Annotated in this window: 12 protein-coding genes; 11 read left to right on the top strand and 1 reads right to left on the bottom strand. The window is 52.8% G+C overall.

What is annotated here, in order from left to right; genetic code table 11:
• Positions 1-850: 850 nt before the first annotated feature.
• The 4 genes from QW71_RS30190 to QW71_RS30205 all read left to right on the top strand — a co-directional run bounded on the left by QW71_RS30190 (position 851) and on the right by QW71_RS30205 (position 6,166).
• Positions 851-2,296 (top strand): PTS mannitol transporter subunit IICB, encoded by a 1,446-nt coding sequence (locus QW71_RS30190; protein ID WP_039308263.1) that lies wholly within the window; start codon positions 851-853, stop codon positions 2,294-2,296.
• 202 nt (positions 2,297-2,498) lie between these two features.
• On the top strand, positions 2,499-4,565 hold the full coding sequence (locus QW71_RS30195; protein ID WP_039308266.1) for a BglG family transcription antiterminator: 2,067 nt from the start codon (positions 2,499-2,501) through the stop codon (positions 4,563-4,565).
• 21 nt (positions 4,566-4,586) lie between these two features.
• Positions 4,587-5,021: a PTS sugar transporter subunit IIA gene (locus tag QW71_RS30200; RefSeq protein WP_039308269.1), complete on the top strand. Its 435-nt coding sequence runs from the start codon at positions 4,587-4,589 to the stop codon at positions 5,019-5,021.
• The gene (locus QW71_RS30205; RefSeq protein WP_039308319.1) at positions 5,021-6,166 is read left to right on the top strand and encodes a mannitol-1-phosphate 5-dehydrogenase; all 1,146 of its coding nucleotides are present in this window, start codon (positions 5,021-5,023) and stop codon (positions 6,164-6,166) included. The genes QW71_RS30200 and QW71_RS30205 overlap by 1 nt, the downstream gene beginning before the upstream one ends.
• A 153-nt stretch (positions 6,167-6,319) precedes the next feature.
• Here the strand turns inward: QW71_RS30205 and QW71_RS30210 are convergent, their stop codons facing one another.
• On the bottom strand, positions 6,320-7,393 hold the full coding sequence (locus tag QW71_RS30210; RefSeq protein WP_039308271.1) for a M42 family metallopeptidase: 1,074 nt from the start codon (positions 7,391-7,393) through the stop codon (positions 6,320-6,322).
• A gap of 477 nt (positions 7,394-7,870) precedes the next feature.
• On the opposite strand from QW71_RS30210, the gene QW71_RS40185 reads away from it, so the two are divergent.
• The 7 genes from QW71_RS40185 to QW71_RS30245 all read left to right on the top strand — a co-directional run bounded on the left by QW71_RS40185 (position 7,871) and on the right by QW71_RS30245 (position 15,838).
• Positions 7,871-8,056 carry a hypothetical protein gene (locus tag QW71_RS40185; protein WP_152679902.1) on the top strand — a complete coding sequence of 62 codons (186 nt, stop codon included), beginning with the start codon at positions 7,871-7,873 and terminating at the stop codon, positions 8,054-8,056.
• Positions 8,057-8,189: 133 nt separating this feature from the next.
• A complete protein-coding gene (gene spoVAC / locus QW71_RS30220; RefSeq protein WP_039308278.1) occupies positions 8,190-8,687 on the top strand; it encodes a stage V sporulation protein AC in 498 nt (165 codons plus the stop codon).
• A gap of 3 nt (positions 8,688-8,690) precedes the next feature.
• A complete protein-coding gene (spoVAD, locus tag QW71_RS30225) occupies positions 8,691-9,725 on the top strand; it encodes a stage V sporulation protein AD (RefSeq protein WP_039308279.1) in 1,035 nt (344 codons plus the stop codon).
• Positions 9,722-10,072: a stage V sporulation protein AE gene (gene spoVAE / locus QW71_RS30230; RefSeq protein ID WP_036697920.1), complete on the top strand. Its 351-nt coding sequence runs from the start codon at positions 9,722-9,724 to the stop codon at positions 10,070-10,072. The genes spoVAD and spoVAE overlap by 4 nt, the downstream gene beginning before the upstream one ends.
• A 1,326-nt stretch (positions 10,073-11,398) precedes the next feature.
• Positions 11,399-12,355 (top strand): MoxR family ATPase, encoded by a 957-nt coding sequence (locus QW71_RS30235; protein ID WP_039308285.1) that lies wholly within the window; start codon positions 11,399-11,401, stop codon positions 12,353-12,355.
• 1 nt (position 12,356) lies between these two features.
• Positions 12,357-13,607, top strand: a complete 1,251-nt coding sequence (locus QW71_RS30240) for a DUF58 domain-containing protein (protein WP_047014063.1) — start codon at positions 12,357-12,359, stop codon at positions 13,605-13,607.
• Entirely contained in the window at positions 13,604-15,838 is a 2,235-nt protein-coding gene (locus tag QW71_RS30245) for a transglutaminase domain-containing protein (RefSeq protein WP_039308289.1), read from the top strand. Before QW71_RS30240 ends, QW71_RS30245 begins: the two co-directional genes overlap by 4 nt.
• Positions 15,839-15,899 lie beyond the last annotated feature (61 nt).

The following is a 15,899-nucleotide window of genomic DNA, read 5'->3' on the forward strand; positions in this document are numbered from 1 at the left end:
GTTATACCCCTAGAGCAAACCACCCGTTGGACGGGTGGTCCTGATTGTTTGAAAATCATGATATTCCGCGAAGGTACCCGGGCCAAATGTATGCGAAAAATCGAACACAATGTGCTCCTGGGAGAGTAACCGGGCCAAATGTATGCGAAAAATCGAATACAATGTGCTCCTGTGGGGGTAACCGGGCCAAATGTATGCGAAAAATCGAACACAATGAGCTACTGCGAAGGTAACCGGGCCAAATGTATGCGAACTGCGAAGGTAACCGGGCCAAATGTATGCGAATAATCGAACACAATGTGCTCCTTGGAGGATATGAGGAGAATTAGTACGCTTAGTTTCGCCGGAGGCTGCCCCATAAGTAGTCTGAATAGAGCAATGCAAGGTTGGTCCTAAATTTTACATAACTGCACAAGCCTCATGAGCGCACAAGCTTCAGCTTGATTCACGCGTTAGTTGATTCTTTTACTGTTTTTAGGAGGGCTCCCGCATAGCAACTGGATTCTCCATCAACTTTGTAAGGGATTTTGTGCGGCAAGGCTGGCGGATATGATAAATATCGGAAATCGGGTGCATCCTAAAAGGGGAATGGGGCGGACAGAAGGCTTGCACACAGAGCGGAGTAGCCTTGTTAACAAGCCTGCTCTAGGTCATTCGGAGCAGTGAAAACACCATACTAAAGCCCCTTGGCAGGAACTCTTAAATGATGTCAACAACATTCATGACGAAACCGTGTTTTCAATTTGGTGACAAAGAAAGCGCTTTGATTTACGATGTGTTCATAGGAGATAACCTTTCAAGCAGAAGTAAACGAGGGGGTCTCATTCAATTAATTAGGGGGGCATTTTAAATGGCCACAACGGCAACTCAGCAAACTTCATCCGGTGGTGCGCGGGTAAAAGTCCAGCAATTCGGACGCATGCTCAGCGGTATGGTTATGCCGAATATCGGCGCATTCATCGCATGGGGGTTAATTACAGCATTATTTATTCCAACAGGCTGGATTCCAAATGAAAGCCTTGCAGCATTAGTCGATCCGATGATCAAATATTTGCTGCCGCTGCTGATCGGATATACCGGCGGTCAGATGGTTCACGGCAAACGCGGCGGTGTTATCGGGGCTGTAGTTACAATGGGGGTTATTGTCGGATCATCTATTCCGATGTTCCTTGGAGCTATGCTGGTCGGTCCGCTTGCTGGTTGGATATTGAAGCAATTTGACAAAGCGGTTGACGGCAAAATCAAAGCCGGCTTCGAAATGCTCGTCAATAACTTCTCACTCGGTATTATCGGTGGCGTATTATCCGTTGGAGCTCTTAAAGGTATTGGACCTCTGGTTGAAGGCTTGACCAACATATTGTCTAATGGTGTTGAGTTCCTGGTAAATCATAATCTGCTGCCGCTCATCAATATTATCATTGAGCCAGCCAAAGTATTGTTCCTGAACAATGCTATCAACCATGGTGTACTTGGACCCATTGCGCTTGAACAATCACAACGGGTAGGCAAATCTATTCTATTCATGCTTGAATCGAACCCTGGTCCAGGTCTTGGTATCCTGCTTGCTTACTGGCTGGTTGGTAAAGGCTCTGCTAAATCTTCCGCACCGGGCGCAGTCATCATTCACTTCCTGGGCGGTATTCATGAAATCTACTTCCCTTACATCCTGATGAACCCGCGTCTGATCCTCGCCGTTATCGGTGGCGGTGTATCCGGTACATTCACATTCCAGATGCTGGGTGCAGGTCTTGTAGCTTCTCCTTCTCCAGGCAGTATCTTTGCATACTTCGCCATGACACCTAAGGGCGGATATCTTCCAATGCTGGCCGGGGTTATCGTCGCAACCGTCGTATCCTTCGCTCTTGCGGCCCTGCTGCTGAAGACTGTTAAGAAGAACGATGAAGAAGAAATGGATATTGAGGAAGCAGCAGCCAAGGTTAAAGACATGAAATCCGCCGGAACTGCAGCTCAAACTGCGGCAACTGCAACTGCAACTGCAGCTGCTAATGTCCGCAATAAAGGCAGTGTGAACAAAATCGTCTTCGCTTGTGATGCAGGTATGGGTTCCAGTGCCATGGGCGCTTCCGTACTGCGCAAGAAACTGCAAGGTGCCGGGGTTAACATTACGGTTGTCAATGCTGCAGTCAGTGAAATTCCTGCGGATGCCGACATCGTAGTTACCCAGAAGACACTTACTGACCGTGCCATTGCCGTGAATCCAAACGCAGAGCACATCTCGATCGACAACTTCCTGAAGAGCCCGAAATATGATGAGCTCGTGGAACGTTTGAAGTAAGACGCAGAAGTGTAAGATAAATTTATAAGCATAATGTCAATAAGGAGACGCTGGCCGCCAAAGCCAGCGTTTGTCCCCAAATATAAGAAAGTATATGTTCCACTATACTTTATCCTTATATTTCTTGCTGAAACGGATGCCGTCCTTTAGAGGACGGCATAGCCGTTTCTACTTGGTGTAGGGCGGAGGGTGTTCGCGGAATATGAGGAAAATTACCGCCAGACAGCGCCAGATCATATGGATTTTGCTCGGAGTCAGCGGAGAAATTACGGCCGCTGAAATCGCTGAGGCTACCGGTGTGAGTGTAAGAACCGTTCACCGAGAGATGGAGGACATAGAGTCTGCGCTGAAGAATTTTGGTGTGAATCTGATCAAAAAATCGGGGAAAGGCATACAATTGAACGGCCCGGAGGCCGGTCTTGCGGAGCTGCGCCTGTTTTTGCGGGAAGAGAAGCCGGCGGAATATTCTGGAGAAGACCGCAAGGTGTATGAGCTCTGCGCCCTGCTGGAGGCGGAAGAGCCGGTAAAGCTGTTTACGCTCGCCCATTCACTTAAGGTAACAGTCGCGTCTGTAAGCTACGATCTGGATGAACTGGAGCAATGGGTCCGTAAATTCGGCCTGGAGCTGGTCCGCAGAAGAGGCTACGGCGTTGAAATCACCGGCAGCGAGATCGATAAGCGCCGGGCGATTGGCCGGCTGGCCGCCGAGCATCTGGATCTGTCTGATCTGGTTGGCCATGGCTCCCAGGCTGAGAGCAACCCGGTCTTCCGTGTTCTGCTGTCTACGGTAGGGAAATCCAATCTCATGGAGGTAGAGAATACCCTGTGGGATATGGAATGGAAATGGACCGCGGAGCTTCCGGAAATTGTCTACATGGAAATGCTGCTGGGTCTAGCCGTAACGACCAGGCGGATTGAAATCGGCCGGAGCATTGACAGCGGTGAAGAAGCGGGTTATTCCAGAATGTCCGATCACCGCAACATTGCCGGGGCCGAGAACTTTGTCCAGCAGCTCGGAGCGGCACTTGGGATGGAAATTCCCCGGGTAGAGGTCTTGTATATCGCCGGATTATTCGACCGGGTGCAGGATTCATTCTCTTCTGCCGGCTTTGCCTACGGCGATATTGAGCTAATGGAGATCGTCTACAAGCTGACGGAGAGTGTGGTCAAACGTACAGGGCTTCCTTTCCAGAGTGACCGTTCCCTGCGCGAAGGATTGCTGGAGCATATCGATCCCGCCCTGAAGCGGATTCGTGAAGGTACCCGCATCCGCAATCCGCTACTTGGGCCGATCCGCAGGGATTATGAGTATCTGTTCAACATCGTCCGTGCCTCCGTAGAGGATATGCAGCTTGAGCTTGAAATTCCGGATGAAGAAATCGGCTTTCTGGTTATGCACTTCGGGGCTTCCGTCGAGCGGCTTAATCAGCTAAGGCGTAATGTCAGAGCCATTCTGGTCTGTGCCAGCGGACTTAGCTCCTCCCGTCTGCTGGCCACCCGGCTGACCAAAGAAATGCCGCAGATTGAGATTCTCGGCAATATTTCCTGGTATGAAGCCGCACGGCTGCCGGATGTGGACTACGACCTGATTATTTCTACCATTGATCTGCCGATAGATAAGGAACGTTATATCAAAATCAGCCCCCTGCTCACAGGGGAAGAGATAGAGAAACTGCTGAATTATATCCAGAATACAACGCTGCGTGAGCGGGAATCAGGCCCATTAGGTGAGCAGGACCGGACTATGCGGGATGAGGTTTCACTTGAGCGGCTGAAGAGCTACAAAGGGATTCTTGATGAAATGGTCAGCCTGCTGGAGCGGTTCCGGTTCCATCCGATTGACAACAAGGATATGGATTTGTCTGCAACACTGGTAGAAATGCTGGCACTGCTGAATGGAAGCGGCGTAATTGGGGATGCGGACATTGTGCTGGAGCGCCTGCTGGAGCGGGAGCGGATGACCAGTCAGGTGATACCGGACACAGGGCTGGCGCTTTTCCACACCCGGAGCAGCCATATTCATCTGTCATCGCTTACGTTGTACCGGCTGCGCCAGCCTGTGATTCTGGAGGGAGACACTGAGGTTAGAGTGATTCTGCTTATGCTGGCTCCGCGCAGACTGTCCAAGGAGAGTCTGGAGGTGCTCAGCGAGATCAGCGCTTTGCTGCTTAATTCCGAACTGGTACAATTGCTGGAGGAGCGTACGGAGCCTGAGATCCGGGGATATCTGTCCTCGGAGCTGCTTCATTTTTTCCAAAATAAAATTTAATTTGAAAGTGAGAGAAACCATATGAGTATACTGTCAGAAAATAAAGTAATTATGCACGGTGCCGCTAAAGATAAATACGAAGCGATCACTATGGCGGGTAAGCTGCTTGTCGATGCAGGACATGTAACGGAAGAATATATTCCCAAGATGCTGGAGCGCGAGGAAGTGGTGTCCACCTATATGGGCGGAGGGCTGGCGATTCCCCACGGTACCAAGGAAGCACGGCCGTTCATCAAATCCACAGGACTGTCTGTAATCCGTTTTCCGGACGGTGTGGATTTCGGTGGGGATGAGCCGGCATTCATAGTGATCGGTATTGCCGCCGCAGGCGACGGGCATATGGAGGTCCTGACCAACGTGGCGATGATTTTCACAGAAGATGACGCCATTGAGCGCGTAATGAATGCTCCAACTGCCGCTGATGTGATCGCGATCTTCGAAGGAGGCATGGAATGATGAAGGCTGTCCATTTCGGCGCGGGCAACATCGGCAGAGGGTTCATAGGACTGCTGCTGTCGCAGGCAGGGTATGAAGTGACTTTCGTGGACGTGAATGAGGCTTTCGTATCCCAGCTTAAGGAGCGCGGCGAATACCCGGTAACGCTGGCCAGCGATGGTCAGGAAACGGTAATCGTCAAAAATGTAACTGCACTCAGCAGCGTAACTCACGGTGAAGAAGTTGCCGCAGCCATTGCTGAAGCCGATCTGGTTACCACAGCTGTCGGCGTGTCGATACTGAAGCATATTGCAGGTGTTCTGGCTGAAGGCATCAGCAGACGGGTAGCGGTCTCTTCCGCACCGCTGCATGTGATTGCCTGCGAGAACGCCATTGGCGGCAGTGCTCAGCTCAAAGAGCTGGTGTATGCCAAGCTTGATGAAGCAGCCCGCGCTAAATCAGACGCTTCTGTTGCCTTCCCGAACGCAGCTGTGGACCGGATTGTTCCGCTGCAGCAGCATGAGGATATTCTGAAGGTAGTCGTAGAGCCGTTCTATGAGTGGGTCGTAGATTCATCACAGATGATCCCGGGCTATACACCTGTTGAAGGTGTGCACTACGTGGATAACCTGGAGCCTTATATCGAGCGTAAATTGTTCACCGTGAATACCGGACACTGCTCCGCAGCGTATCTTGGCTTCCTGCGCGGTTACGAAACCATCCAGCAGGCTATGGCTGATGAAGCATTGACAGCACAAGTCCGTGAAGTGCTGGAAGAAACCGGCGCAGTGCTGATCCAGAAGCATGGCTTCGATCAGGCGGAACACAGCAAGTATATCGACAAAATCCTTGAGCGCTTCCGCAACCCGGCGCTGACCGACGAAGTATCCCGTGTAGGCCGTTCGCCGCTGCGCAAGCTGTCGCCGAATGACCGTCTGGTGTCACCGGCGCTGCAGGCATACGACAGAGGACTCAGCTATGCTGCGCTGACCCGCTCTATGGCTGGCGCACTGCTGTTCAATGTGAGTGATGACCCGGAAGCAGCAGAGCTGCAAGCCGCTATTGCCGAGCTTGGCGCAGAAGCTGCTCTGGCGAAGTATACAGGCATTGCTGCTGACCACCCGGTTCATAAGTCCGCGATGGAGCATTATGCGAAGCTGAAATAAATCAATAGAAGTACAGCCGCAGGGGCAACATATCCCTGCGGCTTTTTGCGTTTCCGCCGCGCCCAATGTCGGCATAACAAATACGGCGCCCCCTTTTAAGAGAGGCACCGTAGTAAGGCTGGCATAATCATACCCGCCGAATTAAAGCGCTGCTTAGCTGTTCTCAAGAATCGTCTGCAGTGTAGTGCGGTCCAGGCCTTCAACCAGCTTGACCAGCAGCTCCTTGGCCGCTGCATAATCGTCGCTGTGAATAATGGAAGTAGCCGTATGGATATAGCGTGAACAGATCCCGATAACCGCCGAAGGAATGCCGATACCGCTGACATGCACCTGACCGGCGTCCGTTCCCCCCTGGGAGACGAAATACTGGTATTTAATCCGGTGAGTGTCCGCTGTATCCTGAACGTATTCAATCAGCCCGCGGTGCGTAATCATCGTAGGATCAAAGATGCGCAGCAGCGCACCCTGGCCCAGGTGGCCGAAGGCCTGGCGGTCGCCGGTCATATCGGCAGCAGCACTGGCATCCAGGCCGAAGAAAATATCCGGCTGAAGCAGATTGGCCGCGGTCCGCGCACCACGCAGTCCGACTTCTTCCTGGACGGTAGCGCCGGAATAGACGGTATTCGGCAATTTTTTGCCGTGCAATTCCTTCATTAATTCAATCGCCAGACCTACGCCATAGCGGTTGTCCCAGGCTTTGGCCATAATCTTCTTCGGATTGGCCAGCGGAGTGAACGGACAGACCGGCACAATCTGCTGCCCCGGGGCAACGCCGAAGCTCTGCGCTTCCTCGCGGCTGTCCGCGCCGATATCTATGTACATTTTGCCGATATCGCCGGTCTTGCCCCGCTCTTCAGCGCTCAGCAGGTGGATCGGTGTACTGCCGACAACGCCATTCAGTGTACCCTTTGGTGTAATAATCTGCAGCCGCTGCGAAGCCACTGCCGAAGCAAGCCATCCGCCCAGCGGCGTGAAACGGATCATTCCGTTGTCCGTGATGCCGGTAACCATGAATCCCACTTCATCCAAATGTCCGGCGACCATGATCTTGGGGCCGTTCGCCTCACCGCGCAGCACGCCGAACAGGCTGCCCAGGCGGTCCTGCACGAATTCATCGGTATAAGGTGTCATCGCCTCCTTGACATAAGCGCGCAATTCACGCTCGAAGCCGGGGGCTGATGGGAATTCGGTCAATGTTTTGAACAAGTCGAGTGTTTCTGGATTCATACATATATCGCTCCTTTTTACACTTATATAGGATGAACTTAAGTTATTGATAAAAGATAAGAATTTATATGCTCCGCGCATAAATTATCCTTATCTTTCTCGCTGAAACGGTACCGTCCTAAAAAGGACGGCAAGGCCGTTTCCACTTTCGCTCCTTTTTACACTTATATAGGATGAACTTAAGTTATTGATAAAAGATAAGAATTTATATGCTCCGCGCATAAATTATCCTTATCTTTCTCGCTGAAACGGTACCGTCCTAAAAAGGACGGCAAGGCCGTTTCCACTTGTCAGGATCAGGTGTTATTGCAGTGCCTTCTCACTTTTGGTTATTTTCTTTTGTTCATCTTACCCAGTATGAACATTGTTACGCCGATTGTCCATGGCAGGAAGGCATATGAACACAGTGACCCGGTTGGCGAATACTATGTTGTAAGGGCTCTGCAGGCAGGAGCCGGGAAAGGATGCGAGGAGAATGTGGCTATCAGGAAGCGTAGCCGCAGCAGGCAATCGGGGAGTACCCAGGAAGGTGCAGGTCCGCGGGCTGCACAAGCGGTACCCCCGCACAAGCGGTCCCCCCGCCGGTACCGGCGGGACAATGAAGCCGTGCTGATACTGGTGCTGTTTATGCTGCTGATTGTTGTGCTGCTTTATTTTTCCTGAGCTTAAGGGGACATAACGGGGCCGCCTATAGTGAACAATAAGGAAAAACATTGATTGAAGCACAACCCGGAGGGACGGGAAACGCGTATCCCGCTGCCCGCTCCCTTTCGTATCCCAACTGGAGGTGTCTGCATTGCCGGCAAAGACAAAGAAATCAGGCGTCAAGCTGCGGCTTGATACGCTGACCCCGCAGGATTATCAAGAGCTCAGCAAGCCTTATGTGCCATCCCGTCCTGTATTCAAGAACTGTATGCGTGCCTTCATATCAGGCGGCTTGATCTGTGTGATTGGACAAGGCATCCAGGAAGCGTTCATGGCTATATTCGATATGAGCTCCAAAGAGGCGGCAAGTCCGACGGTAGCCATTCTGATTCTGCTCTCCGTCATTCTCACCAGCTTCGGTGTATATGACAAGCTCGCCCAGTGGTGCGGGGCAGGTTCGGCCGTGCCTGTCACAGGGTTCGCCAACAGCATGTGCTCCGCTGCTCTTGAACACCGGGCTGAAGGGCTTGTACTGGGGGTTGGCGGCAATATGTTCAAGCTGGCCGGATCTGTTATTGTATTCGGCGTAGTTGCCGCTTTTATCGTAGGTGTCGTGTATGCCGTTATGGGCTGGGGAGGTGCAAATTAAACGATGAAGCAGCTCGGCAGTCAGACCTGGGAATTTACCAACCGTCCGGTCATTCTAGGCTCTTCCGCAGTAGTAGGTCCGGAGGAGGGAGAGGGCCCTCTTGCTTCAAGCTTTGATTTTATCTACGATTCACTGGAAATGGGCGAGAAGACATGGGAGAAGGCAGAGCGTGCATTGTTCGAAAAAGCTTCCAAGCTCGCGCTCATGAACGCGAATCTGGAGCAGGAGAAGCTGGAGTTTTTTGTCGGTGGTGATCTGATGAACCAGATCATCAGCAGCTCCTTCGCCGCGCGGAAGCTCGGCGTGCCTTATCTTGGCGTCTTCGGTGCCTGCTCGACTTCCATGGAGAGTCTGGCAATCGCCTCCATGATCGTCGACTCCGGCGGCGGCAAGTACGCACTGGCAGGCACATCAAGCCATAACTGTACGGTGGAGAAACAATTCCGCTATCCTACAGAATATGGCTCACAGAAGCCTCCAACGGCCCAATATACCGTTACAGGCTCAGGCTGTGCAGTAATTGGTGTCAATGATGGTACTGTAAAAGGCCCTTATGTGGTGTCAGCGACGCTTGGGCGTATTATGGACCTTGGCCTGAAGGACCCGTTCAATATGGGAACTGCCATGGCACCGGCCGCTGCTGATACCATTACAGCACATTTCAGGGACACGGGATTGTCGCCCGGCCATTACGATCTTATCGTGACAGGAGACCTTGCTTCCGTCGGTCTGCCGATTGCCAAAGATCTGCTGGCCAAAGAGGGCATTCCCATGGAGCAGACCGTCTTTGGCGACTGTGGCCTCATGATCTATGACCTGGACAAGCAGAAATATGTCATTGCCGGAGGGAGCGGCTGCGGCTGTTCTGCGGTAGTGACCTACGGGCACATTCTGAGCCGGCTGAAAAAAGGTGAATTGAAACGGGTGCTGATTGTGGCAACCGGAGCACTGCTCTCACCGCTGTCTTATCAGCAAGGGGAGAGTATTCCGTGCGTAGCTCATGCGGTAGCCCTGGAGAGCGGAGGTGAAGGAGCATGATTTATTTATGGGCTTTTCTGGTCGGGGGGGCCATTTGCGTTATCGGGCAGCTAATGTTCGATGTGCTCAAGCTGACTCCCGCGCATACCATGAGTACCCTGGTTGTACTCGGTGCGGCGGCCGATGCGTTCGGGATCTATGATCCGCTGGTGAAGTTCGCCGGAGCGGGAGCGAGCGTCCCCATTACCAGCTTCGGGAATTCCCTGGTCCATGGCGCGCTGACAGAGCTGGAGCGGGACGGCTGGGTCGGGGTGGTCACCGGGATCTTCGACGTAACCAGTGCGGGGATATCCTCCGCGATTGTTTTCTCATTCCTGGCGGCGCTTGTTGTCCGGCCGAAGGGCTAGGGTGAAGGGAATGGTTTAGGGGATATAGAATAAAGCGATATAGAATAAGGCTTTAAGAATTACCTATATGGAATAAGGGTTATGGAGTAACAACTATAGAAGGATTAAGTGGGAAAAGAAAAACTAAGTGAAATAAAGCTTAATGGATTAAAAATAAGTGATATATAACTAAGTGAAATATGAGGGCCGCCTTTGGCGGTCTTTTTACTTTGGGATTAGCCTGTAAACCGGAACAAAGTCAACTGATTTTAAAGATAGTAACTATAAATTTGCGGTAGGCGATTGCGGTGGGCGGTGGAGAGTGGCTGGAAATAAGGGAAGGAGAGTAGCATTGAATTTACGGGAAGTAGAGGCACCCTTGAAAGGGGCTTGAAGTAGGCTTAGTGTGGGAATGTGAGGTGTAAGTACGTCTGAATGTGGGCTTGAGGTAGGCTAAGTGTAGGAGTGTGAGGTAGAAGTGTGTTTGAGTGGCTTGAGTAAGGCCGAGTGTGGAAATGTGAGGTAGGAGTGCATTTGAAGGGGGCTTCGGGTAGGCTGATTGAGGAAATGTGAGGTAGGAGTGCGTTTGAAGGGGACTTCGGGTAGGCTGGATATGGGAATGTGAGGTATAAGTAATCTCAGCCTGCCGGTTAGCAGAACATTAGAGGGAAACTCCAGAAATCTTGCACAAATTACAACATTACTGGGATGAAATCTGCTGAAATGCAGAAATCCTGCAGAAAATACAACAATCCAGCGCTCTAAGCCGCCAAGTCGCCGGAAATCTTGCAAAAAGTACAACAATACCGGATTTGCCCCCTCTAGACGCGAGAAATCCTGCAAAAAGTACAACATTATCTAATCAGCCTCCCGAACGCCCCCGCGCTATCGAACGCCCCAGCCCCCGAACGCCCCCGCGCTATCGAACGCCCCAGCCCCCGAACGCCCCAGCTCCCGAACACCCCAGCGCCCCGAACACCTCAGCCCCGCCAGGTATTTCCGCCATGGAGTCAGCGTTTCTTCGAACTCGGTAAAAGCGGGCAACCCCAACTTTATGGAAAGGTAGCTGTGACGCTCACTTTTGCCAGTGGCTTCCCTGTGGGCTCTCCTTCGAGCTATTTGTCAGCAGCCGCCCTGCCGGAGGGACTGTCATCAATAGCAGACACTCAGCACGGGAAATACCGTAGACGGAAGATGCTGTGTTTTGCTGCGGCCGATAAGTGTTTCTTTTTGACAAATCTCGTAAGCCGCTCTATAATTTCACGGCCCCTAACATGTACTTTCACTACTCGAATCATGTAAAATGTATATATTACTGCTTATTCTGACATAGGAGGTTTACCATATATGCCCGTACGTCAAGAATCTACGCAAATTATGAACGCTGTCCGCACTAATCTGGAATCCTGTATACTCGGTAAAAGCTTCGAAATCGAACTGCTGCTCACGGCACTCCTTGCCGGCGGACATGTCCTGATTGAGGATGTTCCGGGGACTGGCAAAACGCAGCTGATCCGGGCGCTATCCCGTTCCATGTCTGGTGAATACCGCCGGATTCAGTGCAATCCCGATATTCTTCCAAGTGATATTACCGGTGTTTCTGTCTATCATCCGCGAGATGAGATGTTTCACTTCCGCCCGGGGCCGGTCATGACCAATATTCTGCTTGCCGATGAGATTAACCGGGCGACCACCAAGACCCAGTCCGCACTGCTTGAGGTCATGGAGGAGCGCAATGTGACGGTCGACGGGGAGACCTATCCTCTGCCGCATCCGTTCATGCTCTGCGCAACGCAGAATCCGATAGACTTCGAAGGCACCTATACCCTTCCCGAGGCCCAGCTGGACCGCTTCATGCTGCGGATCAGCCTGGGTTATCCCGATGCCGAGACCGAGAAGAATCTGCTGATTACTCATCAGCAGGGCCAACCGGTGGACAAGCTGACTCCGGTCACCGGTATGGACACCATTGCCGCCATCCAGGAGGAGATCCGCGATATTTATATCAGCGATCCGGTGCTGAACTATTTGCTCGATGTAGTCCGGCAGACGCGGGAACACCCGCTTGTACTTCTGGGCGCCAGCCCCCGGGCATCGCTTTCGTTCATGATGGCATGCAAAGCTTATGCTTTTCTGCAAGGCCGCGATTATGTTCTGCCTGATGACGTGAAGACCCTTACTCCGTTTGCCCTGGGACACCGCATTCTGCTGCGGCCGGAATCACGCCTTGATAATGTCAGCGTGGATTCCCTGCTGCAGAAGCTGCTGCAGAGCATTCATGTGCCTGTAACGATGAGGCAATAAGATGAAGAGCATCCTAGCGGGAGCGGCCGCTGTCATTCAGCCAAGGAAATTCATGGGCGTGCTTGCGATTTGGGTCATCACACTGCTCTATGTGCTGTTTCAGGGCGGCAAAACCTCGTTCATGCTGTTCATTATGGTATCGGTTCTGATCCTGTATCTAATCATTGGGGGGCTGGGCGGCGTCCGGCGGGCTAAAGGTACCCGCAGCCTCTACTCGGAACAGGATAAGCCTGATCTGCTCTACGCAGGCGGTTATCTGCGGGTGAAGCTGAATGTTAACATTCCGGGTTTTCTGCCTCTGCCTTATGTGGTGGTACGGGAAATTCTGAAGCGCCATAACGGAGAATCCTGGGTGTTCGAGGAGAGTCTGGTCCCCAGCCTGAGAGGGCGGGGAGAGCTGCTGTTCCAGACACCGGTGCTGGAGCGGGGCTGCTATACCTTCGAGAGCACGGATATCCTCAGTGAGGATATCTTCGGACTTATGGAGCACAAAGGCACATTCAAGGCCGAAGGACGGTTCCGCGTGCTGCCCCGGGCAGTCGTAGTGCCGCGCTGGCAGCTGTATGAGCGGAGAGCGCGCCTGTCCGGGCCTCAAGCCTCGCTGCTCCAGTCCCGGCGCGAGACCACGCAAATCAACGGTGTCCGTGATTATGTCTACGGAGACCGGCTGACACGGATACACTGGAATGCTACCGCGAAGACAGGTGCCTGGAAGTCGAAGGAATTCGAGCATGAATCGGTCCCCCGGACCATTCTGGTGCTCGATGGCAGTGCGGGTGCATATTACAGCTCAGGACAGTTTGAGCTGGCGGTTTCCATTGCGGCGTCACTGCTCGGATTCGGCATACGCGAGCGAATCGGGATCGGCCTGTGCTGCCTGGATAAGGATACGAAGGTGTTCAGTCCGGCAGAAGGCAGTGCCGAGCGGCAGAAGATGATCCAGTATCTGATTGATATCAATGCGGAGGGCCGGGGGCCGCTGATTGCAAGGCTGGACAAGGCTCAGCGGATGTTCCCCAAAGGTGCATACTTTGTGCTGATCAGCCCGCAGAGCGGCAAGCCGGTGCTGGATACCCTGCGCTGGGCAGACAGCCGGGGGCTGACCCCTTCGCATATTCATGTCCGCAACCCTGCCGCGAAGAACCGGGGAGAAGAATGGGCGGATGTTCTCAAATCACGCGGGATCACCAGCTATAATGTCAGCTCGCTTCATGAGCTCCCTGCGGTACTTGGAGGTGATCCTGTACGATGAAGCATTGGATGAACGGAGTCAAATCCTCATGGCATCACGCTTTGACGCTGCTCTGGCTGATGATCATCGCCTTACAGTGGCTCTCCTACACTGAGCCCTTCTGGCTGGAGGAGACCACAGCCGCTGTATTGCTGACTCTTGTTGCAGTAGCCTTAATTGAAATTATTATACCTGTTAAATGGATTTACCGCCTCATGCTTGAAGGTGTGGCGATAGTGTATCTCGTGTATCGTATTCTTCTGCATTACGGGGAATATGTTCCGAATCCCTGGCTGCCGACGCTTCGTGAACGGCTGCCGGATCTCATCTCACATATGAATCCGTACATCTGGTTTGCGCTGGGTGCCTGGGTGCTGATGCTGCTGTCATCCTGGTGGGTGAATGGCAAGGCGCGGATTCTGATGTTCATCGGGATGAATATTACGGCATTCGCCGCGCTGGACTCTTTTACAACATCTGTATTATGGCAGGAAGTAGCCTGGACCGTGTTTGCCGGAATGGGCTGGCTGGTCACCAGGCATCTAAGAAGCTTCCAATTGCATTATCCGCGGGGCTGGACCTATCTGCTCAAATATCCTTTCAAAGTAGCCCTTAATATATCGATTATCTTCTCACTTGTCATTATTGCCGGAGTGAATATGCCGGATGTACGTCCTACGTTAACCGACCCCTATACGGTCTGGCAGGGGTGGAACGGGAAGACGCCTTCTTCAGGCACCTCTTCCGGCGGCGGTGAAAGCTCAACCGGTGAAGGGACAAATGGCGCAACCACCTCCGGCTACAGTCTGAATGATGATAATCTTGGCGGAGGCTTTAACTTTGATTATTCGCCCGTAATGACCGTCACCTCCGATTTGCGCACCTATATGCGCGGAGAGATCCGGAGTACGTATTCCGGAAAAGGCTGGAGTGACGATGATACATTCAGCAGGGGAACCTTCAGGACAGTCCAGGTAGGAGAGCCTCTGGAGCCTGTTGCGGCCCCTAAGACAGAGACCCGGACACTGACGCAGACGGTTAAGCTGCTGGGCGGCAACAACTATCCTGTGCTCTTCGGCGGCTACTCGATTGTAAAAGTGAATTCTGTGGATGGAGTAGCGGAGAGCAACGGGCTGTCATGGCGGGGTGAAGACAGCGAGCTGCTGTGGAACGCGGCGGGCAGTGCACGCTCTTACCCGCAGACCTATGTGGTGACCTCGGAGGTGCCAGTGGTACCGTTTCAGGAGCTGAGTACACAGACTTATGAACAGCTGTACGAAAATCTTGTTCTTGACCCGTATCTCCAGCTGCCGGGTAACTTCCCAGAGCGGGTCCGTGCGCTCGCGGAGGAGATTACTGCCGGAGCACAGACGCCGTACGAGAAGGTCATGCTGCTGCAGCAATATCTCCAGCAAACCTTCCCTTACACGAATCAGCCGGATGTCTCACGCGCTAGAAGCAAGGATATGGTTGAGAGCTTCCTGTTTGAGATTATGGAAGGCTACTGCGATTATTATTCCACTGCACTCGTCACAATGGCGCGTTCCCTGGATATCCCGGCCAGATGGGTCAAGGGCTATGCGCCCGGCGAACAGGCGGAAATCCCGGATAATCTGGCGCTTCAGCAAGGCGGTCTGGTGAATAATAACTATACGATCACAAACGCAGATGCCCACTCCTGGGCAGAGATTTATTTCGGTGACTACGGTTGGGTTCCGGTGGAAGCCACGCCCGGCTTCAATGTTCCGGTGCTGACCCAGACTGAGGAAGACAACGTAGCAGAACCAGAAGTGCAGGAAGAAGAGCAAGCGGAGCCTGAACAGGAAGCGGCAAATACGGCCGCCGGAAGTGAAGGGTTCCATCCGGGTGTCTGGGTAGTAACAGGAGCGGCGGTTATTCTTCTGCTCTGGAGCGGCTTCCTGCTCTGGCAGCGGCGCATGAGTCTGCGGTTCCTGATCACGCGTCTGCGCATCGGCCATCAGCTGACTCCGGTACAAAAAGTTGTGGCAGAAACGCAGCGCTGGGTAAGGTATGCCCGAAGTAAGGGTATGCTTAAGAAAGAGCATGAAACCTTGCGCGAATCTGTGGAACGCTGGAGCCTTGAACGGCCTGCGGCGGCGGCAAATCTGTCCACACTCCTGGGCATGTTCGAGCGGGCGAATTACAGCCCTGAGGTTATTGAAGACAAAGACTGGCACAGCGTGTATACTGAAGCTTTGCGGCTCCGAAAAAGCATGAAATCCGGCAAGTAATGCTCCAGTATCATAAAGTACCGCTAACAGGTGGATTTTGACAGTTGGATATAGCGCTGGA

The organism is Paenibacillus sp. IHB B 3415 (assembly GCF_000802655.2).
In the GTDB taxonomy this organism is placed as follows: Bacteria; Bacillota; Bacilli; order Paenibacillales; family Paenibacillaceae; genus Paenibacillus_AQ; species Paenibacillus_AQ phytohabitans.